24 protein-coding genes are annotated in these 22,463 nt (G+C 66.6%); 18 read left to right on the top strand and 6 right to left on the bottom strand.

From position 1 onward, the window contains the following. Positions 1-66 precede the first annotated feature (66 nt). Together OCGS_RS00245 and OCGS_RS00250 are read left to right on the top strand one after the other, a co-directional pair. A complete protein-coding gene (locus tag OCGS_RS00245; RefSeq protein ID WP_007425200.1) occupies positions 67-1,542 on the top strand; it encodes a leucyl aminopeptidase in 1,476 nt (491 codons plus the stop codon). Continuing rightward, entirely contained in the window at positions 1,542-2,000 is a 459-nt protein-coding gene (locus OCGS_RS00250) for a DNA polymerase III subunit chi (RefSeq protein WP_007425201.1), read from the top strand. The genes OCGS_RS00245 and OCGS_RS00250 overlap by 1 nt, the downstream gene beginning before the upstream one ends. 26 nt (positions 2,001-2,026) lie before the next feature. On the opposite strand, the gene OCGS_RS00255 is transcribed toward OCGS_RS00250, so the two are convergent. Genes OCGS_RS00255 through OCGS_RS00265 form a run of 3 tightly spaced genes read right to left on the bottom strand, consistent with a single transcriptional unit; the run spans position 2,027 to position 5,143 of the window. After that, positions 2,027-2,605, bottom strand: coding sequence for a retropepsin-like aspartic protease family protein (locus OCGS_RS00255; RefSeq protein WP_007425202.1), 579 nt, complete (start codon positions 2,603-2,605; stop codon positions 2,027-2,029). A gap of 47 nt (positions 2,606-2,652) precedes the next feature. Then, positions 2,653-3,279 (bottom strand): MarC family protein, encoded by a 627-nt coding sequence (locus tag OCGS_RS00260; RefSeq protein ID WP_007425203.1) that lies wholly within the window; start codon positions 3,277-3,279, stop codon positions 2,653-2,655. Positions 3,280-3,295: 16 nt separating this feature from the next. Then, entirely contained in the window at positions 3,296-5,143 is a 1,848-nt protein-coding gene (locus OCGS_RS00265) for an ABC-F family ATP-binding cassette domain-containing protein (protein ID WP_040610204.1), read from the bottom strand. Positions 5,144-5,382: 239 nt separating this feature from the next. Between OCGS_RS00265 and ndk the strand changes: the two genes are divergently transcribed. Then, entirely contained in the window at positions 5,383-5,805 is a 423-nt protein-coding gene (gene ndk / locus OCGS_RS00270; protein ID WP_007425205.1) for a nucleoside-diphosphate kinase, read from the top strand. Here the strand turns inward: ndk and OCGS_RS00275 are convergent. Continuing rightward, entirely contained in the window at positions 5,772-6,251 is a 480-nt protein-coding gene (locus tag OCGS_RS00275) for a DUF4112 domain-containing protein (protein ID WP_007425206.1), read from the bottom strand. The genes ndk and OCGS_RS00275 overlap by 34 nt on opposite strands. A 131-nt stretch (positions 6,252-6,382) precedes the next feature. Here OCGS_RS00275 and OCGS_RS00280 point away from each other — a divergent pair, with 131 nt between their 5' ends. From OCGS_RS00280 to OCGS_RS00300, 5 genes are all read left to right on the top strand, one after another. Next, complete coding sequence (locus tag OCGS_RS00280) at positions 6,383-6,874, top strand: SRPBCC family protein (RefSeq protein WP_007425207.1); 492 nt, start codon at positions 6,383-6,385, stop codon at positions 6,872-6,874. Between the two features lie 17 nt (positions 6,875-6,891). Beyond that, a complete protein-coding gene (locus tag OCGS_RS00285; RefSeq protein WP_007425208.1) occupies positions 6,892-7,368 on the top strand; it encodes a (2Fe-2S)-binding protein in 477 nt (158 codons plus the stop codon). Between the two features lie 18 nt (positions 7,369-7,386). Next, positions 7,387-9,768, top strand: a complete 2,382-nt coding sequence (locus OCGS_RS00290) for a xanthine dehydrogenase family protein molybdopterin-binding subunit (protein ID WP_007425209.1) — start codon at positions 7,387-7,389, stop codon at positions 9,766-9,768. Beyond that, complete coding sequence (locus tag OCGS_RS00295) at positions 9,761-10,549, top strand: FAD binding domain-containing protein (RefSeq protein ID WP_007425210.1); 789 nt, start codon at positions 9,761-9,763, stop codon at positions 10,547-10,549. Before OCGS_RS00290 ends, OCGS_RS00295 begins: the two co-directional genes overlap by 8 nt. A gap of 227 nt (positions 10,550-10,776) precedes the next feature. Further along, complete coding sequence (locus OCGS_RS00300) at positions 10,777-11,016, top strand: EF-hand domain-containing protein (RefSeq protein WP_007425211.1); 240 nt, start codon at positions 10,777-10,779, stop codon at positions 11,014-11,016. Positions 11,017-11,048: 32 nt separating this feature from the next. Here OCGS_RS00300 and OCGS_RS00305 read toward each other — a convergent pair whose 3' ends face one another. Continuing rightward, positions 11,049-11,345, bottom strand: coding sequence for a hypothetical protein (locus OCGS_RS00305; protein ID WP_007425212.1), 297 nt, complete (start codon positions 11,343-11,345; stop codon positions 11,049-11,051). Positions 11,346-11,445: 100 nt separating this feature from the next. Here OCGS_RS00305 and OCGS_RS00310 point away from each other — a divergent pair, with 100 nt between their 5' ends. The 6 genes from OCGS_RS00310 to OCGS_RS00335 all read left to right on the top strand — a co-directional run bounded on the left by OCGS_RS00310 (position 11,446) and on the right by OCGS_RS00335 (position 19,671). Beyond that, complete coding sequence (locus tag OCGS_RS00310) at positions 11,446-11,976, top strand: hypothetical protein (RefSeq protein WP_007425213.1); 531 nt, start codon at positions 11,446-11,448, stop codon at positions 11,974-11,976. Between the two features lie 42 nt (positions 11,977-12,018). Then, on the top strand, positions 12,019-13,473 hold the full coding sequence (locus OCGS_RS00315) for a Glu/Leu/Phe/Val family dehydrogenase (protein ID WP_040610169.1): 1,455 nt from the start codon (positions 12,019-12,021) through the stop codon (positions 13,471-13,473). An 87-nt stretch (positions 13,474-13,560) separates the two neighbouring features. Continuing rightward, a complete protein-coding gene (locus tag OCGS_RS00320; protein ID WP_007425215.1) occupies positions 13,561-14,001 on the top strand; it encodes a hypothetical protein in 441 nt (146 codons plus the stop codon). A 63-nt stretch (positions 14,002-14,064) separates the two neighbouring features. After that, a complete protein-coding gene (gene dnaG / locus OCGS_RS00325) occupies positions 14,065-15,996 on the top strand; it encodes a DNA primase (protein WP_007425216.1) in 1,932 nt (643 codons plus the stop codon). A 122-nt stretch (positions 15,997-16,118) separates the two neighbouring features. Continuing rightward, positions 16,119-18,101, top strand: a complete 1,983-nt coding sequence (rpoD, locus tag OCGS_RS00330; protein WP_007425217.1) for an RNA polymerase sigma factor RpoD — start codon at positions 16,119-16,121, stop codon at positions 18,099-18,101. A 79-nt stretch (positions 18,102-18,180) separates the two neighbouring features. Further along, positions 18,181-19,671 (top strand): DNA recombination protein RmuC, encoded by a 1,491-nt coding sequence (locus tag OCGS_RS00335; protein WP_007425218.1) that lies wholly within the window; start codon positions 18,181-18,183, stop codon positions 19,669-19,671. 3 nt (positions 19,672-19,674) lie between these two features. Here the strand turns inward: OCGS_RS00335 and OCGS_RS00340 are convergent, their stop codons facing one another. Then, complete coding sequence (locus OCGS_RS00340) at positions 19,675-19,896, bottom strand: hypothetical protein (protein WP_007425219.1); 222 nt, start codon at positions 19,894-19,896, stop codon at positions 19,675-19,677. 84 nt (positions 19,897-19,980) lie between these two features. Here OCGS_RS00340 and OCGS_RS00345 point away from each other — a divergent pair, with 84 nt between their 5' ends. From OCGS_RS00345 to ribD, 4 genes are all read left to right on the top strand, one after another. Then, positions 19,981-20,349: a hypothetical protein gene (locus OCGS_RS00345; protein WP_007425220.1), complete on the top strand. Its 369-nt coding sequence runs from the start codon at positions 19,981-19,983 to the stop codon at positions 20,347-20,349. Position 20,350: 1 nt separating this feature from the next. After that, the gene (locus OCGS_RS00350; protein WP_040610174.1) at positions 20,351-20,761 is read left to right on the top strand and encodes a secondary thiamine-phosphate synthase enzyme YjbQ; all 411 of its coding nucleotides are present in this window, start codon (positions 20,351-20,353) and stop codon (positions 20,759-20,761) included. A 100-nt stretch (positions 20,762-20,861) separates the two neighbouring features. Beyond that, positions 20,862-21,326 (top strand): transcriptional regulator NrdR, encoded by a 465-nt coding sequence (nrdR, locus tag OCGS_RS00355; RefSeq protein ID WP_007425222.1) that lies wholly within the window; start codon positions 20,862-20,864, stop codon positions 21,324-21,326. Further along, a complete protein-coding gene (ribD, locus tag OCGS_RS00360) occupies positions 21,323-22,447 on the top strand; it encodes a bifunctional diaminohydroxyphosphoribosylaminopyrimidine deaminase/5-amino-6-(5-phosphoribosylamino)uracil reductase RibD (RefSeq protein WP_338009665.1) in 1,125 nt (374 codons plus the stop codon). Before nrdR ends, ribD begins: the two co-directional genes overlap by 4 nt. Positions 22,448-22,463: the final 16 nt, after the last annotated feature.

Genomic DNA, 22,463 nt, shown 5'->3' on the forward strand with positions numbered 1-22,463 from the left:
TCTGGCCACGGCGCGCGGCATTGGCTAGGGTCCGCCGCGCCGCCGACACCCGAGCAGGAGATGCCCATGACCGCCCCCGCGCCCCTATCCTTCGCCGCCACCGACCTCGACGCCCTGGCCGGGCTTGAAGGTCATGTCGCCGTCATCGTGGACCGCGAGGGCAAGCTCGACCCGGCCGGGCGGCGCGTGAACCGGCTGACGCGCGGTGCGGTCGAGCGGGTCGTCGCGGATGCGGCGTTTGCAAAGATGAAGGCAGGCGACGTCAGGGAACTGGCCTATCCGTCCGGCATGGCAGCCGACGCCGTGCAGATCGTGCGTCTGGATGCGAAGGCGACGGCCGGCGACGCGCGCAAGGCGGGTGCCTCCATCGCCCGCGCCGCCGGGTCGAAGCCCGTCACGATTCTAGCCGGCAAGGCCCGGCATGCGGCGGACCTGGCCCTTGGCGCGCTGCTGCGCGGCTATGACTACCGCGACCAGAAGACCGCGCAGGCAGACGACGCGAAGGCGGACCGCCGCATTACCGTCATGGCTGCCGACCCCGATGCGCTGTCGGCTGCTGCGGCCGACCATGCGGCCCTGGCGGAGGGCGTGTTCTTCACCCGTGATCTGGTCAACGCGCCCGCGAACGTGCTGACCACCACTGCATTTGCCCGCCGCCTGTCCGAGCTGGAAGAGCTTGGGCTGGATGTCGAGGTGCTGGAGGAGGACGATCTGGCCGAGTTGGGGATGCGCACGCTGCTGGCCGTGGGGCAGGGCAGCGCCAGCCCCTCGAAGGTCGTGGTCATGCGCTGGGACGGGGGCGGCGACGCGGCCCCGCTGGCGCTGGTCGGCAAGGGCGTGGTCTTCGACACCGGCGGCATCTCCATCAAGCCCGCCGCCGGGATGGAGGAGATGACGATGGACATGGGCGGCGCGGGCACGGTGGCTGGCGTGATGAAGACGCTGGCGCTGCGCAAGGCCGCCGCCAACGTCGTCGGTCTGGTCGGCATCGTCGAGAACATGCCCGGCCCCAACGCGACCCGTCCGGGCGATGTCGTCGTTTCGATGAAGGGCGATACGGTCGAGATCATCAACACCGACGCCGAGGGCCGGCTCGTCCTTTGCGACGTCATGTGGTATGCGCAGGAACGGTTCAAGCCGGCCGCGATGATCGACCTCGCGACGTTGACAGGCGCCATCGTCATCGCGCTGGGCCACGAGAATGCCGGCGTTTTCAGCAACGACGACGCACTCTGCGACGCATTCCTGTCCGCCGCGCGGGCCGAGGACGAAGGCGCGTGGCGCATGCCCTTGGGTGAAGCCTATGCCGATCAGTTGAAGTCGCGCATCGCGGACGTGAAGAACGTGGGCGGCCGGCCCGCGGGCAGCGTGACCGCGGCCGAGTTCCTTCACCGCTTCGTGAAGGACGGCACCCCCTGGATGCATCTCGACATCGCGGGGGTGGCCAGCACGTCGTCCGACAGCCGCTATGCCCCCAAGGGCGCCAGCGGCTGGGGGGTGCGCGCGCTCGACCGTCTGGTGAGGGACCGGTTCGAGGGCTGATGGGCGCGGCCTATTTCTATCATCTGACGCGCCGTCCGCTGGAAGCGGTCCTTCCGCAGCTTCTGGACCGGGCGCTGGCGGCGGGCTGGCGGATCGCCGTGCGGGGTGCCAATGCCCGGCGTCTCGCGCTGCTGGACGATGCGCTCTGGCGCGAACCGGCAGACGGCTTTCTGCCGCACGGGTTGCAGGGCGGTCCGCACGACGACCGGCAGCCGATCCTGCTGACGAACGATCCCGGCCCCCACCCGGATCGCCAGTGCCTGATCTGCATCGAGGGCGCGCCGTTCACGCCCGAGGAGGTCGCCGGCGCCGAGCGCGTCTGCGTCATCTTCGACGGCGGCGATGCGGATGCCCTGCGCAAGGCCCGGTTGCAATGGTCCGACCTGGTTCGCGCGGGCGGATCGGCAACCTATTGGAGCGAGGAAAGCGGCAAGTGGGAGAAGAAGAGCGAACGGTAGCGGGCCGATAGCCTGCCACCCGAAGGTCAGCGCGTCAGGATCAACCGGTCGTCCGCGATCTCGATCCGGCCGAAATGCTGAAGATAGCTCATCCCCAGAAGGGACGTGTCCATTTCGCCGCCATTAACCGATGCCGGCACGCTCCTGTCGGTCAGCGGCCCCAGCGACACGCTGTCCAGAAACACCCGCGCCATGGGAACGGTGCCGTTGGCCGTCTGGGCGCGGCCGATCCAGGCCAGTTCGCCCGTGTCGATGCCCACGCGCCGCGCATCGCGCTGGCTGAGCACCAGGTCGGACGCGCCGGTATCGACGATGAACGGAACCGCCACGCCGTCCACGTCCAGCGTCATCCGGTAATGGCCGTCATAACCGCGCGGAACGCTGATGGATCCGTCCACGGCCACGCTTTGACGAGGCAGCACGTCGTCGCGTATGTCGGTCCACAATCCCGCCACCGCGACCGCACCCACGAAGATCAAGCCCCAGATCGCCGCCTGCTGCGCGACCCGGCCCAGATCGGCGCGGGCCGAGACGAAGAAATATCCGCCGATGACGGATCCCAGCAGAACCAGGTAGATGATCGAGGCGATGCTGTCTGCGGCCATGACCGACAGATAGGTGTGCGGGCAGCGCGCTGCAATCGCCGCAAGGTCTAGGGCAGCGCGGCCCCGATCCCGAACCCCGCCAGCCCGTCCAGGACGAACTGCACCGACAGCGCGGCCAGAAGCATCCCCAGAAGCCGCGTCACCACGACGATGCCGGTATCGCCGAGCGCCCGTTCGATCGGATCGGCGACGCGAAACAACACATAGCAGCCGCCGACGATCACCAGCATCACCGCCAGCACGGCCGCCAGCGCCGTGAGATGGCCGGCGGTCTGGTCGGTCAGAAGGATCATCGTCGCGATGGCGCCCGGACCGGCGATCAGCGGGATCGCCAGCGGAAAGACCGACGGATCGTCGGTCGGCCCGTCGGCCCGCCCCCTGCGCCGCTGGCTGCGCCGTTCGAACAGCATGTCGAGCGCCGTCAGGAACAGCAAGATGCCCCCGGCGATGCGGAAGGCGGGCATCGAGATGCCGATGAAGGTCAGCACCTGTTCGCCGAGGATCCCGAACGTCACGAGAATGATCGCCCCTGTCAGACAGGCGCGAAGCGCGATGCCCGCACGATGGCGGGGATCCATCCCCTTCGTCAAGGCGACGAACACCGGGGTCAGACCGATGGGATCGATCACGACGAACAGCGTCACGAACGCGGTCAGGAAAAACTCGACCGGCATCAGAAGCGATATCCGGTCATGCCTGCGCCTGTTCCAGCTTTTCCAGCGCATTCATCCAGAGGGTCTCCGCCCGGTCGAGGCCATCCATCACTTCGGCGTATTTCTTTTGCCAGACTTCCGCCTCGCCGATGCGCTGCGGCTCGTAGATGGCCGGGTCGGCCAGCTTCTGCGCCAGCTTGTCGCGCATCTGCGACAGCTTCTTCACCCGTTCCTCGGATTTGCGCGCCTCGCCCTTGAGTAGCAGCAGGTCGTCGCGGCCCACCTTCTTCGGGGCGGGCGTCGCCTTCTCGGGCTTCTTGGGCGCGTCGGATTGCAGCAGCATCGCGCGATAGGCGTCCAGATCGTCCTCGAACGGGGCGACGCGGCCGTCCTTCACCAGCCATAGCCGGTCGGCCACGAGGCTTAGCAGGTGCATGTCGTGGCTGACCAGGATCACCGCGCCCGAATAGGCGGTCAGCGCCGTCACCAGCGCCTCGCGGCTTTCCATGTCGAGGTGATTGGTCGGCTCGTCCAGGATCAGCATGTGTGGCGCGTCGATGGTTGCCAGCAGCAGCGACAGCCGCGCCTTCTGCCCGCCCGACAGCCTGCCGACCAGCGTCTCGGCCTGCGCGGCGCCCAGACCGAAGCCCGCAAGGCGCGCGCGGGCGCGGCCAGGCGCCTCGTCGGGGCGCACCCGGCGCAGGTGGTCTATCGGCGTCTCGTCAATATGCAGTTCGTCCACCTGATGCTGGGCGAAATAGCCAACGCGCAGTTTCGACGATTTCGTCAGCCGCCCGCCCATCGGATCGAGCTTGCCGGCCAGCAGCTTCGACAGGGTCGATTTGCCCTCGCCGTTGCGCCCCAGAAGCGCGATCCGGTCGTCCTGGTCGATGCGCAGCGTCATCTTGCCCAGAACGACACGGTCGCCATAACCGACGCTGGCCGATTCGAGGTTGACGATGGGCGGCGACAGTTCTTCGGGCTCGGGAAAGGTGAAGGCGCGCAGGGCGGCTTCCTGCGGCGAGGTGATGGTTTCCAGCCGCTCGATCATCTTGATGCGGCTTTGCGCCTGCTTGGCCTTGCTGGCCTTGGCGCGGAACCGGTCGACGAAACTTTGCAAATGGGCACGGCGCGCTTCGACCTTGCGCGATTCGGCCTGCTGCACGGCCAGCCGCGCCGCGCGGGTTCGCGCGAACGTGTCGTAATTGCCCGAATAAAGCGTCAGCTTGCGATCCTCCAGATGCAAGATCGCGTTGACGGACCGGTTCAGCAAGCCGCGGTCGTGGCTGATGATGATGACCGTGTGCGGATAGCGCGCCAGATAGGATTCCAGCCACAACGCCCCTTCGAGGTCGAGGTAGTTCGTCGGCTCGTCCAACAGCAGGATGTCGGGCTGCGCGAACAGCACCCCTGCCAGCGCGACCCGCATCCGCCAGCCGCCCGAAAAGGCGCTGCACGGCATCGCAATTTCGTCTTGATTGAAGCCAAGACCGCGCAGGATCGACGTGGCGCGACCCTCGGCCGACCAGGCGTCGATATCGGCCAGCCGGGTCTGGATCTCGGCGATCCGATGGGGATCGGTCGCGGTTTCGGCCTCGGCCATCAGGGATGCGCGCTCGCGGTCGGCTTGCAGCACGGTGTCCAGAAGCGATGTCTGCGACGACGGCACTTCCTGCGCGACGCCGCCGATGCGGGCGCGCTGCGGGATTTCGATCGTGCCGCCCTCGAGCGCCAGTTCGCCGCGGATCAGGCGGAACAGGGTCGTCTTGCCGGTGCCGTTGCGCCCTACGACCCCGACCTTGTGGCCTTCGGGAATGGCCGCGGACGCGCCCTCGAACAACGGACGGCCTTCGACGGCATAGGTGATGTTGGCGATGGTCAGCATCGCGCGCACCTGCCAGCCCAGCCCCGCCGCGTCAATATCGCGCCGCCCCCCGCGCCGCCCGTCTTTCGATGACCGTATGGTCACGAACGTCCCGTGAATGGGGAAGAACCCGCCGGACGGGATGGGCGGGATCGCGGTTCTGTGCCGCTGATGCGCTGACGCTTTCGGATCGGAATCTTGCGTGTTAAGGGCGCGCTGCCGCGGGCACCTGCCCGCATCTTCTGATCGGAAAGTTCGAAATGGCCACCCAACGCACGCTATCGCTTATCAAGCCCGACGCCACGCGCCGCAACCTGACCGGCAAGATCAACGCCAAGTTCGAGGATGCAGGCCTGCGCATCGTCGCGCAGAAGCGTCTGCATCTGACCAAGGCGCAGGCAGGCGAATTCTACAAGGTTCACGCCGAACGGCCCTTCTATGACGAGTTGACGACGTTCATGGCGTCGGGCCCGATCGTCGCGCAGGTGCTGGAAGGCGAGGACGCGATCGCGAAGAACCGCGAAGTGATGGGCGCGACCAACCCCGCCGATGCCGAAGCCGGCACGATCCGGGCCGAGTTCGCCGAATCCGTCGGTGAGAATTCGGTTCACGGGTCGGACGCCCCCGAGACCGCGAAAGAGGAAATCGCCTATTTCTTCGCTGGGCTGGAACTGGTCGGCTGAGGCGACGGGTGACCGCCGCCCAGTGACGGGTGGTGCGACGACAGACGGCCTTCGCCCTCGGGGGTGGAGGCTGCGGCATCGGCAGACCGGGCATGCCGGGCGAAATGGTCCCGCAGAAGCCGCACGTTCCGCCTGTTCGACTTGAAGCCGACATCGAAAAGATCCCCGACAAAGGGGATTGTGCCGATGATGGTATCCAGCGCCACGTTCACACCCTGCCGCACCAGAATGTGCCGGGGCGCGCCCATCCGATGACTTTCCAAGACGATCCACGCGCCCGGTGCCAGTGCCGCTGCGTCCCCGATGACGGGGATCAGCCCGATGATTCCGTCCCAGCCGACGCGTATGCCGACGACCGGCACCCTGAACGCATAATCCATCCGGTTGGCGACTTTTTCCAGCCGTGCCAGTCGGCGGTCACGGTCGTCGGGGTCATGGCTTTTCATAACAACGAAAGCATGCGGTCGAACCCAGGGTTCCGTGCCGCTTCCGTGACCTTGGCGAAAGTTGTGGCGCGGTGCATGTCCCGCAGCTAGGCTGACCGGCAGATGTCGAAAGCCGGGGAGGGGCGATCGCCATGGAAATGACCGGCGCCCGCCGCATCGACGTTCCGCGCCAGCAGGTCTGGAACGCGCTTCTGGACCCCGAGACGTTGCGCGCCTGCATTCCCGGCTGCACCGGCCTGACGGGCGATGCCGCCGAGGGGTTCGAGGCGGTGGTCGTGCAGAAGGTCGGTCCCGTCAAGGCGACGTTCCGGGGGCAGGTGACGCTGACCGACGCCGACGCCCCGCAATCCCTGACGCTGACCGGCGAGGGCAAGGGCGGCGTTGCGGGCTTCGCCAAGGGCACCGCATGGGTGCGCCTGACATCCCAGGGCGACGCGACCGATCTGGAATACGAAGTCGAGGCAAAGGTGGGCGGCAAGCTGGCGCAGCTCGGCAGCCGGGTCATCGACGGTTTCGCGCGAAAGATGGCGGACGATTTCTTCGCCCGCCTTCAGGATCGGCTGTCCGCCCCTGCCGGTGCGGCCGCGGATCGGGCCGACCCGCGGGAACCGGTCGGGGATTGAGCAGAAGGACAGGACGAATGGACGTTTCGATGACGGTGAACGGTCGCCCGGCCTCGGGGAAGGTCGAGGGGCGGACGCTGCTGGTGCACTTCCTGCGCGACGACCTGCATCTGACGGGCACCCATGTGGGTTGCGACACGTCGCAATGCGGCGCCTGCGTGGTGCATATGGACGGCCGGCCGGTCAAGGCCTGCTCGGTCCTGGCGGTCGAGGCCGAGGGCGCGGAAATCCTTACGATCGAGGGGATGGCGAACCCGGACGGGTCTCTGTCGGTGATCCAGCAGGCGTTTCAAGACCATCACGGCCTGCAATGCGGGTTCTGCACGCCCGGTATGGTGATGTCGGCCGCCGCGCTGCTGAAGGACGACCCGCATCCCGACGAGCGGACGATCCGCGACTATCTGGACGGCAATATCTGCCGCTGCACCGGCTATCACAACATCGTCAAGGCGATCCTTGCCGCTAGCGAAAACGCATCCATCGCGGCGCAATGACCATCACGGAGGACTGACATGCCCAAGGACGGCGGTATCGGCGACAGCCCCAAACGGCGCGAGGATGTCCGGTTTCTGACCGGAACCGGGCGCTATTCCGACGACATCAACATCTACAACCAGGTTTACGCGTATTTCGTTCGGTCCGATGTCGCGCATGGCCGGATCGCCGGGATCGACGCCGAAGCGGCCGCCGCCATGCCCGGCGTGCTGCGTATATTTACGGCGCGTGACTTCGAAGGGGTGGGCGGCATTCCCTGCGGCTGGCAGATCACGTCGCGCGACGGCAGCGTCATGAACGAACCGAAACACCCCGTCCTGGCCGATGGCAAGGTGCGGCATGTGGGCGATCCGATCGCCGTGGTCGTGGCCGAAACGCTGGCCCAGGCCCGCGACGCCGCCGAGGCCGTGGTAATCGACATCGAGGATCTGCCGGCGATCATGGACATGAGGGCCGCGCTGACCCCCGACGCCCCGCTGGTGCACGAGGATATGGGCACGAACCTTTGCTATGACTGGGGTTTCGTCGAGGATAACCGTCAGGCCGTGGACGACGCCATCGCGCACGCTCATCACGTCACCACGCTGGAATTGCGCAACAATCGCCTTGTCGCCAACCCGATGGAACCGCGCGTCGCGCTGGCCGAATGGAACGCGGCGGCGGACGAATACACGCTTTACACGACCAGCCAGAACCCGCACGTCATCCGCCTGCTGATGGGCGCCTTCGTGCTTGGCATCCCCGAGCACAAGCTGCGCGTCGTGGCCCCGGATGTGGGTGGCGGGTTCGGATCGAAGATCTTCCATTATGCCGAGGAAGCGTTCTGCACCTTCGCGGCCAAAGCCCTGCGCCGCCCGGTGAAATGGGTGTCGTCCCGGTCCGAGGCGTTCATGTCGGACGCGCATGGCCGCGATCATGTCACGAAGATCGAGCTTGCGCTGGACGAAAACGGCAAATTCCTGGCGCTGCGAACGGAAACCCTTGCCAATATGGGCGCTTACCTGTCCACTTTCGCGCCCAGCATCCCGACATGGCTGCACGGCACGCTGATGGCGGGTAATTATACGACACCGCTGATCTATGTGAACGTGAAGGCGGTCTTCACCAACACCGTGCCGGTCGATGCCTATCGCGGCGCCGGCCGCCCCGAGGCGACGTATCAACTGGAACGCGTGGTGGACAAGGCCGCCCGCGAGATGGGGATCGACCCGGTCGACTTGCGGCGCCGCAATTTCATAACCGAGTTTCCCTATGCCACGCCGGTCGCCGTCGAATACGATACCGGCGATTACCACGCCACGATGGACAAGCTGCTGGCGCTGTCCGACCATGCGGGATTCGAGGCTCGCGCCGAGGAATCCCGACGGCGGGGGATGTTGCGCGGGTTCGGCATTGCCCATTACATCGAAGCCTGCGGCATCGCGCCGTCGAACCTTGTCGGGCAGCTCGGGGCGCGGGCCGGTCTTTACGAAAGCGCCACGGTGCGGGTGAACGCCACAGGCTCGATTTCCGTCATGACCGGCAGCCATAGTCACGGACAGGGACACGAGACCACGTTCGCGCAGGTGGTCGGCGACATGATCGGCATCGACCCCGCCCAGGTAGACATCATCCACGGGGATACGGCTCGCACGCCGATGGGCATGGGCACCTATGGCAGCCGGTCCATCGCCGTGGGCGGCAGCGCCATGGTGCGCGCCACCGAAAAGATCATCGCCAAGGCCAAGAAGATCGCCGCCCATCTGATGGAGGCGAGCGAGCACGACATCGAACTGAAGGACGGCCGCTTCACCATCGCCGGCACAGACAGGTCGGTCGCCTGGGGCGACGTTACGCTGGCCGCCTACGTTCCCCACAATTATCCGCTGGAGGAGATCGAGCCGGGGCTGGAGGAGACGGCGTTCTATGACCCCGCGAACTTCACCTATCCCAGTGGGGCTTACGGGTGCGAGGTCGAAGTCGATCCGCAGACCGGCAAGGTGACGGTCCTGTCCTTCACCGCGGCGGACGATTTCGGCAATGTCATCAATCCGATGATCGTCGAAGGGCAGGTTCACGGCGGTCTGGCCCAGGGCTTCGGTCAGGCGATGATGGAAAACTGCGCCTACGACGCGGACGGCCAGTTGATCAGCGCGTCCTACATGGACTACGCCATGCCGCGCGCCGCCGATCTGCCGATGTTCACGGTGGATTCGACCTGCGCCACGCCCTGCACGCACAATCCGCTGGGCGTGAAGGGCTGCGGTGAGGCGGGCGCCATCGGATCGCCCCCGGCCTTTGTCAACGCGGTGATCGACGCCCTGCAACGGGGCGGCCACGATGTGACGCATATCGACATGCCGCTGACGCCCGACAGGGTCTGGGAAGCCATGCAGGAACGGGGGGTGCGCGATGCATGATTTCGACTTCGTCAGGCCGCAGACGGTTTCCGACGCCGTCAGGGCGCTGGCCACGCCCGATGCGCAGGCGCTGTCGGGCGGCCAGACCCTTCTGCCGGCGATGAAGGTGCGGCTGGCCGCGCCTGCCGTGCTGGTCAGCCTGATGCATATTCCCGACATGGTATTCGTGCGCGCCGATGGCGATGTGCTGCGCGTCGGCGGCGCCACCACCCATGCGCAGGTCGCGCGCGAAGCCGCCGGGGCCTACCCTGCACTGGCTAGCCTTGCCGCACGGATCGGCGATCCGGCGGTGCGCAGCCGTGGAACCATCGGCGGGTCGCTGGCGAACAACGATCCGTCGGCCTGCTATCCCGCCGGTGTGCTGGCGTCGAACGCCACCATCGTCACCGACCGACGCGAGATCGGGGCCGACGATTTCTTTCAGGGTATGTTCACCACGGCCCTGGAAGAAGGCGAGATCGTCGTCGAGGTTCGGTTCCCCATCCCCGATGCGGCCAGATACGAGAAATTCATCCAGCCCGCATCGCGCTTTCCGCTGACGGCCGCGTTCGTGGCACGGCACAGCGGCGGCGCGCGCGTCGCGATCACCGGCGCGTCCGAATCGGGCGTATTCCGCTGGCACGAGGCCGAGGTTGCGCTGACAAGCGACTTTGCCGTGCAGGCGCTGGACGGGTTGGCGGTGGATGCGGACGGGATGATCGCCGACCTGCACGGGTCGTCCGCGTATCGGGCGCATCTGGCCGGTGTCATGACCCGGCGGGCCGTGGCGGCGATCGTCTGAGTCCGCCATCGTCCGCCGATGGCGCGGGTCCGGGTCCGCGCCCTTCCGCCGGTCGGCCCGGGCCGCGCGGAACCGGGCGGATCGCCGCGCGCCCCAAGCCGCCAAATCGGCCGGTGATGGCCCGTTTTCGTGTCACCCAGACCTGCTGGTCGACGCGCTGCGCCGGGTAAGGTCAGGTCGCGTCACGGCCCGGACGTTCCGGGTCCGAAGACAGAGGGAACGACCATATGACACGCATGACCGCCTTTCTTGCCGGCGTTGGCCTTGCCGTCTCCGCCACCGCGCTGAGCGCGCAGGGCATGATGGACACGGACGGCGACGGCCAGGTAACTTTCGGCGAGGCATCCGCCGCGATGCCCGACCTGACCGAGGAGAACTTCGTCGCCATCGACACCGATGGCGACGGCGTGCTGAGCGCCGACGAAGTGTCCGCGGCGCAGCAGCAGGGCTTGCTGCCGGCCGAGTGACGATTTGGGGGCGGCGCGGCCGACGCGCCGCCCTATCCTTCCAGCCGGGCGACCGCCGCGCGGATGCGTTCGCGGTCCGCTTCGGTCAACGCCCGGCTTCGCATTGCGGCGGCCCGCGCGCGCAAGGCATTCACCCGCGACAGAAGCGATGCAGGCTCGTTGGGCGACAAACGCGGCGGCCTGGCGGTGCTGTCGAGGATCTCGGTCAGGGGGATGAGACGCGGATAGGCCGAACGCTCGGTCGCCGCCGTCGGCGGCAGGTCGAGTTCTGGGAACGGCGTGCAGCCCAGGACCAGCGGCACGAGCAGGATGAAGGACAGGCGGGGCATCACGTCGCTCGCGTCAGGGCCGGCAGTCGCAGCATAGTCCGCGTGCCTATCCCCCCGCAATGCGGCTTTCGCCAAGGCACCGGCGCGGCTAGAAGGCGCCATGTCGACCGACCCGCCCCGCTTGCCGCTCGACCAGGAATTCTGGTCCGATCCCGACCGTCCGCTTGCCCGACTCGGCGCCTCGCAGGGGCGGCGGATCGTCGGCGCGGCGATGACGGGGCTTCTGGGCGCGCTGCTGATCTATGCCGCCGTCACCAACCCCAACGCAGCGATTTTACGCGCGGCCTTCGTGACGGGCGGGCTTCTGTCCTTCTTGGCGGGCTGGAAGATGTGGACCGCGACGGCGGGGGCGATCGTGCTGACGGGCCGCGGCCTTTTCGATCAGGACGGCCGGGTCCTGGCGCCGCTGGGGGCGATCGCCTCGGTCGATCGCGGCGTTTTCGCCTTCAAGCCGTCCAACGGCTTCATCCTGCGCCTGCGGAAACGCCAAGGGGCGAATGCCTGGGCGCCGGGCCTCTGGTGGCGGGTCGGGCGGTTGGTCGGCGTCGGCGGCATCACCACTGCGACCGAAGCCCGGTTCATGGTCGAGATACTGACCGAACTTCTGGCGCGTCGTGACGCCTGCGGCTGAAACCGGCGCGACAGACGGTTGCCAGAATGCACGCGTCGGAGGATGGTGATTCATGTCCAAGGAGGATTTTTCGTGAAGCACGAACCGAGTTTCCGCGACAGCGTCGATCTGATGTTCAACCGCGCCGTGGCGCTGATGGATCTCAGCCCCGGTCTGGAGGAGAAGATCCGCGTCTGCAACGCGACCTATACCGTGCGGTTCGGCGTGCGGCTGCGCGGGGCGATCCACACGTTCACCGGCTATCGGTCGGTCCATTCGGAACATCTGGAACCCGTGAAGGGGGGCATCCGCTATTCGCTGGGCGTGCATCAGGACGAGGTCGAGGCGCTGGCCGCGCTGATGACCTACAAATGCGCGCTGGTCGAGGCGCCGTTCGGCGGATCCAAGGGCGGGCTTTGCGTCGATCCGCGCGCCTGGGAGGAACACGAGCTGGAGATGATCACCCGGCGCTTCACCTTCGAGTTGGTCAAGCGCGACCTGATCCATCCCAGCCAGAACGTCCCCGCCCCGGACATGGGCACGGGCGAGCGCGAGATGGCGTGGATCGCCGACCAGTACAAGCGGATGCACACGACCGACATCAACGGCGCCGCCTGCGTTACCGGCAAGCCCATCAACGCTGGCGGTATCCACGGCCGCACCGAGGCGACGGGCCGGGGTGTGCAATATGCCCTGCGCGAATTCTTCCGCCATCCCGACGATGTCGCCAAGGCCAGGATGTCGGGCGGCCTCGAAGGCAAGACCGCCGTGGTTCAGGGGCTGGGCAATGTGGGCTATCACGCCGCGAAGTTCCTGACTGAGGAAGACGGGCTGAAGGTGATCGCGGTGATCGAGCGGGACGGGGCGATCCACGATCCCCACGGCATCGACATCGACAAGCTGCGCCACTGGATCGACGGGCATGGCGGGGTGGCGGGCTATCCCGACGGCGAATACGTCGAGAACGGCGCGACCCTGCTGGAAACCGAGTGCGACATCCTGATCCCCGCCGCGCTGGAAGGGACGATCAACATCAACAACGCCGCCCGCATCAAGGCGCCGCTGATCATCGAAGCCGCTAACGGCCCGGTCACGGCCGGGGCGAACGACATCCTGCTCGACAAGGGCTGCGTCATCATTCCCGACATGTATGCCAATGCGGGCGGCGTTACGGTCAGTTACTTCGAATGGGTCAAGAACCTCAGCCATATCCGGTTCGGGCGGATGCAGCGGCGTCAGGAGGAAGCGCGTCACGAGCTGATCGTCAACGAACTGGAACGGCTGTCGCGCGACCGCGATCTGGGATGGACGCTGAGCCCCGGCTTCAAGCAGAAGTATCTGCGTGGCGCGGACGAACTGGAACTGGTCCGGTCGGGGCTGGATGACACGATGCGCGCGGCCTACCAGTCGATGCGCGAAGTCTGGCACGGTCACGAAGGCGCCAAGGATCTGCGCACGGCGGCCTATCTCGTCGCGATCCGGCGTGTGGCCGCCAGTTATCGCGCCAAGGGGCTTTGATCCGCCGGTCTCGGGATTGGCGGGTTGCGTCCGTCGGGCGGCCGACGCCATAGTCGCGCATCGAGGGACGGAATGTGGAGAGGGCCGATGGCCAAGACCAAACCGATGCTTCTGGCCGCGGCTGCCGCGACCGTGCTGCTGGCGGGCTGCGCCGACCGGGGCACGGATCTGCGCGTGAATGCCGAAGGGGCCGCGCGGGCCGCCGTGACGCCGCCCGACCTTGAAGCGGTGGCGCAGGCGATGAACGCCCGCGCCGGCAGTCGTCTGGGCGACGACCTGACGCTGACTGGCGCGCGGGCCGAGGGCAACCAGTTGGTCATGGATCTGCGGCATGACGATGCCGAATCGGCCTTCACCCCCGCCGCGCGGGACGCCTTCACCTTCACGCTGGAACGTGACGTGCCCATGCAGATGTGCGCCGCCCCCGCAACCCGCCGGTTCGTCGAGGAAGAAGGCGGCGTGCGCATCAGCGTGGTGACGAGCGACGGCGCGCCGCTCGCGTCCCGCACGATCACGACCTGCGCCTGACGCGGGCGCGCTGACGTCGCGCGGCCTCTCGACTCCAGGGGATGGCGGGCCGATACTGTCGGCATGAGCCTGCCCCCGACATTCCTGGACGAATTGCGCGACCGGGTCTCCCTGTCGGCCGTTGTCGGACGCAAGGTGATCTGGGATGCGCGCAAGTCCAATCAGGGGCGCGGCGACATGTGGGCGCCGTGTCCGTTCCATCAGGAGAAGACCGCCAGCTTCCACGTCGATGACCGCAAGGGGTTCTATTACTGCTTCGGCTGTCACCAGAAGGGCAGCGTCTTCGACTTCGTGATGGCGACCGAAAACCTGGGCTTCATGGAAGCGGTCGCAAGGCTGGCCGCCGAAGCGGGGATGACCATGCCCCAGCGCGATCCCCGCGCGGCCGAGCGCGAGGACAAGGCGTCCCGTCTGATCGACGTGACCGAGGCGGCGGCCCGGTGGTTCCGCCTGCAACTGGCCAGCGCCGCCGGACGTCCCGCGCGCGACTATCTGGCGCGGCGCGGGCTGGACAAGGCGGCGCAGGCGCGCTGGGGCCTTGGCCTGGCACCCGACGGCTGGCGCGGGCTTTGCGATCATCTGACGGGGCAGGGCATCGACGACCGCCTGCTTCTGGAAGCGGGGCTGGCGCGCAAGTCGCAGAACGGCGGCGCGCCCTATGACGTCTTTCGCAACCGTCTGATCTTTCCGATCCGCGACGGGCGCGACCGCACCATTGCGTTCGGGGGCCGCGCGCTCGACCCGGCCGACAACGCGAAATACCTGAACTCGCCGCAGACGCCGATCTTCGACAAGGGCCGGACGCTTTACAATGTCGGACCCGCACGGGCGGCGGCGGGGCGCGAAGGGCCGCTGATCGTCGCCGAAGGATACATGGACGTCATCGCGTTGAGCGAGGCCGGTTTTCCCGCCACGGTGGCCCCCTTGGGCACCGCGATCACGCCCGACCATCTGGCGATGCTCTGGCGCATCCACCCCGAGCCTGTGCTGGCCCTTGATGGGGATCGTGCCGGCCGTCAGGCCGCGTTGCGAACCATCGACCTGGCGTTGCCTTTGATCGAGGCGGGCCGGTCGCTGCGGATTTGCCTGCTGCCGGGGGGGCAGGACCCCGACGACCTGCTGAAATCGGCCGGTCGAGACGCGATGCGCGAGGTTCTGGCCGGCGCCGAGCCGCCCGTCGCGCTGATCTGGCGCCGCGAGACGGAGGGCCGAGTCTTCGACAGCCCCGAACGCCGCGCTGCGCTGGAGCGGCGGCTGAACGACATCGTCGGCCGCATCCGCGACGGGTCGATCCGCAGGCACTACCAGACCGCGTTGCGCGAGTTGAGCTGGCAGCACTTCAACCCGCGCCGGACGAAAGCCTCGCAGCGGGCCGCACCGCCGCCGCCCATCGTGGCGAGGCAGAGCGGGGCCGGCGCCTTGCCCGACACGACCCTGCGCGAATCCGTGGTTCTGGCGCTTCTGCTGCGGTATCCGGCACTTTGCATCCGCTTCGCGGCCGAGATGGAGCGGATGGAATTTCTCGACGCAGCTCATGCCCGCATCGCCGCCGCGATCCGCCGCCTGGCCCCCGATTGCGATTCCGCAATGCTGGCCGACCGAGTCGCCCATGAACTAGGCGACGATTCCCTTGAAAAGATGCTGTCCCTTCGCCATCTGGGCGTTGTACCCGCGTTGAAGGGCAACGACCCGGATCTGGCGGCCGAATGTCTGGCGGACGAGATCGGCAAGCTGATAGCGGGCAGGGGATTGTTGCGGGAAATCGACGAGGCGATGGAGGATTTCGACGCGCTGGCCGACGAGGCGCTGACCTGGCGTCTGCGTCAGGCGGTCGATGCGATGGAGCGCAGCCGGCGCGGACAGGTCGAGGACCGGACGGAGTTCGACGTCGCCCCGAACGGCGTCCGCATCAGCCGGGACGAGCGCAGTGCGTTCGACGGTCTGCTGGACCGGATCGGCGCCGCGCGGTCTTCGGTGCGGGATCGACGCACCTGACGGCCTATCTGGTAACCGGGCGGGTGGCGGGACGATTCGAAACCTGTCCGAATCACCCGTGCCGCGCTATGTGATTCGAACCGTAACCGCGATTCGCCCCGTGGAAGTGTAAGGAGCGCCGAATGGCCGCGAAGGACAACGACGACCGCAAGACCGACGACCACGACGGCGAAGTCATGCTGGACATGAGCCAGGCTGCGGTCAAGAAGATGATCGCCGACGCGCGCGAGCGGGGTTATATCACCTACGACCAGCTCAATCAGGTCCTGCCGCCCGAGCAGGTCAGTTCCGAGCAGATCGAGGATGTGATGTCGATGCTGTCCGAGATGGGCATCAACATCATCGAGGACGAGGACGCCGAGGAGGAGGAGCGCAAGGGCTCGACCGAAGTGGCCACGACCTCCAATTCGCGCGAAGTCGCGGTTTCGACTACCGAAAGCGAGAAGCTGGACCGGACCGACGACCCGGTGCGCATGTATCTGCGCGAGATGGGGTCGGTCGAACTGCTGAGCCGCGAGGGCGAGATCGCCATCGCCAAGCGGATCGAGGCGGGCCGCAACACGATGATCGCGGGTCTGTGCGAAAGCCCGCTGACCTTTCAGGCGATCACCATCTGGCGCGACGAATTGCTGTCCGAGGACATCCTGCTGCGCGATGTGATCGACCTCGAGACGACCTTCGGCCGCCAGATGGGCGAGGAGGGCGAGGAAGACGCGAGTGCCGTCGTGACCGGCATCGACGGTGCCCCCGCCAAGGCCGAGGGGCAGCAGACGGTCGATGCCGATGGCAATCCCATACGTCAGGACGACGACGACGACGACGACGATCAGGCCAACATGAGCCTCGCGGCAATGGAAGCCGCGCTGAAGCCGCGTGTGCTGGAAATGCTCGACGTGATCGCGACAGACTATGCGCAGCTGGCTGAAATGCAGGATCTGCGCATGTCGGCCACCTTGAACGAGGACGGATCGTTCTCGGGCGAGGCCGAGTCGCGTTATCAGACGCTGCGATCCGAAATCGTGCTGCTGGTGAACGAACTGCACCTGCACAACAACCGGATCGAAGCGCTGATCGACCAGCTTTACGGGATCAACCGAAAGATCATGGCGATCGATTCCAGTCTGGTGAAGCTGGCCGATCAGGCGCGCATCAACCGGCGCGAATTCGTCGAGGCCTATCGCGGCTACGAGCTCGATCCGACATGGCTCGACCGTATGGCCCAGCAATCGGGCCGCGGCTGGCAGGCCTTCATCGAACGGTCCTCGGACAAGATCGAGGAATTGCGCGGCGACATGGCGCAGGTCGGTCAGTATGTCGGTGTCGACATTTCCGAGTTCCGCCGCATCGTCCAGCAGGTCCAGAAGGGCGAAAAGGAAGCGCGTCAGGCCAAGAAGGAAATGGTCGAGGCGAACCTGCGGCTGGTCATCTCGATCGCCAAGAAATACACCAACCGAGGCCTGCAATTCCTCGATCTTATTCAGGAAGGCAATATCGGTCTGATGAAGGCCGTGGACAAGTTCGAGTATCGCCGCGGCTACAAGTTCTCGACCTACGCGACATGGTGGATCCGGCAGGCCATCACGCGGTCCATCGCCGATCAGGCGCGCACGATCCGCATTCCGGTGCACATGATCGAAACGATCAACAAGCTGGTCCGCACCGGCCGGCAGATGCTGCACGAAATCGGCCGCGAACCGACGCCCGAGGAGTTGGCCGAGAAGCTGCAAATGCCGCTGGAAAAGGTCCGCAAGGTGATGAAGATCGCCAAGGAGCCGATCAGCCTGGAAACCCCCATCGGCGACGAGGAGGACAGCCAGCTTGGCGACTTCATCGAGGACAAGAACGCGGTCCTGCCGCTGGACAGCGCGATCCAGGAAAACCTGAAAGAGACGACGACGCGCGTTCTGGCATCGCTGACCCCGCGCGAGGAACGAGTCCTGCGGATGCGGTTCGGCATCGGCATGAACACCGACCATACGCTCGAGGAGGTGGGCCAGCAATTCAGTGTGACCCGCGAACGGATCCGCCAAATCGAGGCCAAGGCGTTGCGCAAGCTGAAGCATCCCAGCCGCAGCAGGAAGCTGCGCAGCTTCCTCGATCAGTAAAATGCGCCGGACCATACGTTTCTCAGGTTGACGGCAATGGGGTAAATGGCGAACATTCGGTAACTTCTTGGATGCAGCCATGCCCCTCTTATCGCCCGATATCGTGACCTTCGCCGTGATCGCGCTGGCTTTGCTGGCGCTGCTGCTCGGCGTCATGTGGCTAAGGGCGAATGCCGCGTCGGTCCGGCTGCGCACTGAACGCGACGGGCTTGCGCGGGATCACCACAGGGAACGCGATGCCGCGGCCCAGGCCCGCGCCCGCCTCGAAGGGGCGGAAGCCGATTGCAAGGCTGCCGATGCGGCGCGAACGGACGCGCTGCAACAGGTGTCGCGCCTTACGGAACGCATCGCGTCGCTGGAACCGGCCGTGCAGGTGATGGAGCGGGAGCGCGATACTGCCCGGTCCGAACGGGACGGCCTGCGAGACAGGCATTCCGCGCTTGAAGTGCGGCACAAGGCGCTGGAAGTGGACGCGGACGGACGCCTCGCCTCGGCCCGACGCGAGGTTGAAACGTTGACGGCCCTGCGGGAAACGATGGCCCGGCAATTCTCGGATCTTGCCGGTCAGGTTCTCAAGCAGACCGGCGCGGAACTGTCGCAGAGTCATCAGTCGAAACTTGCCGAGCTGCTGACGCCGTTCCGCGAACATGTCGGCCGGTTCGAGACGGAATTGCGCAAGGTGCATGGCGAAGCCGACAAGGAACGCGCCCGGCTGGGCGAGCAGATCCGCCATCTGACGCAACGGTCCGAAGCCATTTCCACCGAAGCCGTCAACCTGACCCGCGCGTTGAAAGGCGACAAGCAGCGGCAGGGGGCATGGGGCGAGCTGATCCTCGAGCGTATTCTCGAGGAAAGCGGGTTGGAACGCGGTACGCATTATCTGGTGCAGGAACATCGCCGCGACGAGGAGGGCGTCGCCTGGCGTCCCGACGTCGTCGTCAGGATGCCGGGCGATAAGAACCTGGTCATCGATTCCAAGGTGTCGCTGGTCAGTTACGAGGCCGCGATCGCCGCCGAAACCGAAGCCGAGCGCGAACGTCACATGAAGGCACACATCGCGGCGGTGCGGCGGCATGTCGATCTGTTGTCGGCCAAGGGATACCAGACACTCGACAGCGGCAGCGTCGATTACGTGCTGATGTTCATGCCCATCGAAGGGGCTTTCGCGGAAGCGTGGCGGCAGGAGGGCGATCTGGCGTCCTATGCCATTTCACGGAGGGTGGGGATCGCGACGCCGACGACACTGATGGTGACGCTGCGCACGGTCGATCACGTTTGGACGGTCGATCGGCGCGAACATAACGCCGAAGCCATCGCCGACCGTGCTGGCAAGCTTTACGACAAGCTGGTGTCGTTCGTCCAAAGCATGGAATCGGTGGGCAAGTCGCTCGATTCCGCCAAGGCGCAATACGACAAGGCGCTGGGACAGTTGACGCGCGGATCGGGTAACGCAATCGGACAGGTCGAAAAGCTCAAGGCGATGGGCGCGCGAACCTCCAAGACGATGACCGTCGCGCACGATACCGACGATGCGGAAGACGCGCCGCGCGGGAAACTTCAGGCACTCTGACGATCAGGTGCGGTTGGCCTGGTTCGGATCCGATGTCGTGCCGGGGCCATCCTTGGGATCGTTCGTGTCATAGGGCCGCGGCTTTACGCGAACGGGCGTCGCTGGCTGTTCGGGCTGACCTGTCAGGTTGGCCTGGTTGGGGTCCGATGTCGAACCGGGCCCGGTTTTCGGGTCATTCGTGACCCTCGCCGTTTCCTGCCGCTTCTCGGGGTCTGTGTCGGCCATGTTCGACTCCTTCATCCTGAGGACACGGGAAGGGAACGGCGTGCGCGAGGCCGGAGTTCCTATTGGCCAGTAGAAGGGAAAGCCATGTTCGCAACCAGGGTCGCCGCGACGGTCAGTCTGCTGCTTGCGGCCTCGCCAAGTGCGGCTTTCACCGCGCAGAACGGGTTGATCGTGACCGAGCGCCAGCCCGGTTTTCATGTCGCCTGGAACGGCAATGCCGGCGCGCCGGCCTTCTGGTGCGCGGCAGGCGATTACGTCATTGGCAGCCTCGGCCTGCCGACCGATACCCAGATCTATCGGGTTTCACCCCCTGTCCGCCGGTCGGGCGAGGGGATAGATTTCGGCTTCGACCCTGCGGCGGCGATGCCGACCGGATTACTGCGCCTTTTCGGGGGCCGGGGGCTGAGTGCCGCCTATGCGCGCCAGTTCTGCGACACCCCCGCCGGACGATAGAATGCATACGGAGTTCCGTGTAGGCACGTCAGGTCCAGGCTTCTATCCGTTGACCGCGATGGCAGCGGACTGGTTGCCGCCTGACGCTGACGGCATCTTGACGCTTTTCGTTCGTCACACGTCCTGTTCCCTGCTCGTCCAGGAGAACGCGGATTCCGATGTTCAGGCCGACCTGTGCGACTGGCTGGCGCGCCTGGCGCCGCGAGCGGATGCCAAGGGGATGGGGTGGATCCGGCACCGCGCGGAAGGGCCCGACGATATGCCGGCGCATCTGCGCGCTGCACTCCTTCCGGTCAGCCTGTCCATTCCGGTCAGGGCAGGCCGAATGGTCCTAGGCTCCTGGCAGGGCGTCTTTCTGGTCGAGCATCGCGATGCCCCGCACGATCGCAGGGTCGCCGCGCATCTGTCCTGAGCGGCCGCCGCCCCGAGATATGGTGCCGACGAAGAATGCTGTTCAACATCTCGTCCGGTCGGTCTAGTTTACCGCAGGAACAATCGTCGGGAATGGCATCATGCGCTGTCCGTTTTGCGGAAACGTCGACACCCAGGTCAAGGATTCCCGTCCCGCCGAGGATCACGTGGCGATCCGTCGTCGCAGGCTCTGCCCAGCCTGCGGGGGACGGTTCACGACCTACGAACGGGTGCAGTTGCGCGATCTGGTCGTCATCAAGTCGAACGGCCGCCGCGAGGATTTCGACCGCGACAAGCTGGAACGCTCGATCCGCATCGCGCTGCAAAAACGGCCTGTCGATCCCGAACGGATGGATCAGATGATCAGCGGCATCGTCCGGCGGCTGGAAAGCCTGGGCGACACCGATGTCCCGTCCAAGACCATCGGCGAGATCGTGATGGAAAGTCTGGCCCGGATCGACACCGTGGCCTATGTGCGGTTCGCCAGCGTTTACAAGAACTTTCAGGCCGCCGACGATTTCGACCGCTTCGTCAGCGAATTGCGGCCCCCCACCTCCGGCACTTGACGGCGGAGGATGCCCGCCACATGGCCCATGCGCTGACGCTGGGCCGGCGCGGACAGGGGGCGGTCTGGCCCAATCCGGCCGTCGGATGCGTCATCGTCGCGCAAGGCCGGGTCGTCGGGCGCGGTTGGACCCAGCCGGGCGGGCGGCCCCATGCCGAACGGGTGGCGCTGGACCAGGCGGGCCCTGCCGCAAGCTGGGCTACGGCCTATGTCACGCTGGAACCTTGCGCGCATCACGGCCATACGCCACCTTGCGCCGACGCACTTGCCGCGGCGGGCGTCACGCGGGTGGTGACGGCGATGGGCGATCCCGACGCGCGGGTGGCGGGCCGGGGTCATGCGCGGCTGCGGCAGGCCGGGGTGGAAGTCGTCGAAGGGGTGTGCGAAGCGGTCGCGCGCCGCGATCACGCGGGGTTCCTGCGGCGGCTGGCCGAAGGGCGTCCTTTGGTCACGCTGAAGCTGGCCGCTTCGTTCGATGGCCGGATCGCGACCGCCAGTGGCGCGTCGCGCTGGATCACCGGCCCGGATGCGCGGCGCGCGGTGCATGCGATGCGTCTGACCCATGACGCGATCATGGTCGGGGGTGGCACCGTCCGGGCCGACGATCCCGTCCTGACGGTTCGCGGCATGGGCCAGGCGCCGCGTCTTAGGGTGGTTCTATCGCAGCGGCTCGATCTGCCGACAGAGGGCCGGTTTGCGGCATCGGTCGCGGATGCGCCCTTGTGGCTGCTGCATGGGCCGGACGCCCCGAACGATCGCAAGGCCCGCTGGACCGAGGCGGGCGCGCGCTGCGTCGAGGTGCCGCTTGCGGATGGCATCTTGGACGTCAAGGCAGCGCTCGAGCATCTCGGTCAGGCCGGGTTGACCCGTGTTTTCTGCGAAGGCGGCGGCGTGCTGGCCGCGTCCCTGCTGCGGGCCAGGCTGGTCGACCGATTGCTGGGGTTTACTGCCGGTCTTGCCTTGGGGTCCGATGGAACGCCCGCAATCGGCCCGCTTGGGCTCGATACGCTGGCGGGCGCCCCGCGCTTTGCGCTGCATGCCGCCCGGTCGATCGGGGGCGACGTGCTGCATGAATGGGATCGGCTGGACGACGGCAACCTTACGGATCGCTTGCGCCGCTAGGGCCATGGCGCGATAC

Origin of the sequence: Oceaniovalibus guishaninsula JLT2003 (genome assembly GCF_000299575.1) — a bacterium.
Taxonomy (GTDB): domain Bacteria; phylum Pseudomonadota; class Alphaproteobacteria; order Rhodobacterales; family Rhodobacteraceae; genus Palleronia; species Palleronia guishaninsula.

Bases quoted from the DNA above. Each gene is read 5' to 3' on its own strand.
- OCGS_RS00245 (WP_007425200.1), top strand. From the start codon at position 67: ATGACCGCCCCCGCGCCCCTATCCTTCGCCGCCACCGACCTCGACGCC.
- OCGS_RS00250 (WP_007425201.1), top strand. From the start codon at position 1,542: ATGGGCGCGGCCTATTTCTATCATCTGACGCGCCGTCCGCTGGAAGCG.
- OCGS_RS00255 (WP_007425202.1), bottom strand. From the start codon at position 2,605: ATGGCCGCAGACAGCATCGCCTCGATCATCTACCTGGTTCTGCTGGGA.
- OCGS_RS00260 (WP_007425203.1), bottom strand. From the start codon at position 3,279: ATGCCGGTCGAGTTTTTCCTGACCGCGTTCGTGACGCTGTTCGTCGTG.
- OCGS_RS00265 (WP_040610204.1), bottom strand. From the start codon at position 5,143: ATGCTGACCATCGCCAACATCACCTATGCCGTCGAAGGCCGTCCGTTG.
- ndk (WP_007425205.1), top strand. From the start codon at position 5,383: ATGGCCACCCAACGCACGCTATCGCTTATCAAGCCCGACGCCACGCGC.
- OCGS_RS00275 (WP_007425206.1), bottom strand. From the start codon at position 6,251: ATGAAAAGCCATGACCCCGACGACCGTGACCGCCGACTGGCACGGCTG.
- OCGS_RS00280 (WP_007425207.1), top strand. From the start codon at position 6,383: ATGGAAATGACCGGCGCCCGCCGCATCGACGTTCCGCGCCAGCAGGTC.
- OCGS_RS00285 (WP_007425208.1), top strand. From the start codon at position 6,892: ATGGACGTTTCGATGACGGTGAACGGTCGCCCGGCCTCGGGGAAGGTC.
- OCGS_RS00290 (WP_007425209.1), top strand. From the start codon at position 7,387: ATGCCCAAGGACGGCGGTATCGGCGACAGCCCCAAACGGCGCGAGGAT.
- OCGS_RS00295 (WP_007425210.1), top strand. From the start codon at position 9,761: ATGCATGATTTCGACTTCGTCAGGCCGCAGACGGTTTCCGACGCCGTC.
- OCGS_RS00300 (WP_007425211.1), top strand. From the start codon at position 10,777: ATGACACGCATGACCGCCTTTCTTGCCGGCGTTGGCCTTGCCGTCTCC.
- OCGS_RS00305 (WP_007425212.1), bottom strand. From the start codon at position 11,345: ATGCCCCGCCTGTCCTTCATCCTGCTCGTGCCGCTGGTCCTGGGCTGC.
- OCGS_RS00310 (WP_007425213.1), top strand. From the start codon at position 11,446: ATGTCGACCGACCCGCCCCGCTTGCCGCTCGACCAGGAATTCTGGTCC.
- OCGS_RS00315 (WP_040610169.1), top strand. From the start codon at position 12,019: ATGGTGATTCATGTCCAAGGAGGATTTTTCGTGAAGCACGAACCGAGT.
- OCGS_RS00320 (WP_007425215.1), top strand. From the start codon at position 13,561: ATGGCCAAGACCAAACCGATGCTTCTGGCCGCGGCTGCCGCGACCGTG.
- dnaG (WP_007425216.1), top strand. From the start codon at position 14,065: ATGAGCCTGCCCCCGACATTCCTGGACGAATTGCGCGACCGGGTCTCC.
- rpoD (WP_007425217.1), top strand. From the start codon at position 16,119: ATGGCCGCGAAGGACAACGACGACCGCAAGACCGACGACCACGACGGC.
- OCGS_RS00335 (WP_007425218.1), top strand. From the start codon at position 18,181: ATGCCCCTCTTATCGCCCGATATCGTGACCTTCGCCGTGATCGCGCTG.
- OCGS_RS00340 (WP_007425219.1), bottom strand. From the start codon at position 19,896: ATGGCCGACACAGACCCCGAGAAGCGGCAGGAAACGGCGAGGGTCACG.
- OCGS_RS00345 (WP_007425220.1), top strand. From the start codon at position 19,981: ATGTTCGCAACCAGGGTCGCCGCGACGGTCAGTCTGCTGCTTGCGGCC.
- OCGS_RS00350 (WP_040610174.1), top strand. From the start codon at position 20,351: ATGCATACGGAGTTCCGTGTAGGCACGTCAGGTCCAGGCTTCTATCCG.
- nrdR (WP_007425222.1), top strand. From the start codon at position 20,862: ATGCGCTGTCCGTTTTGCGGAAACGTCGACACCCAGGTCAAGGATTCC.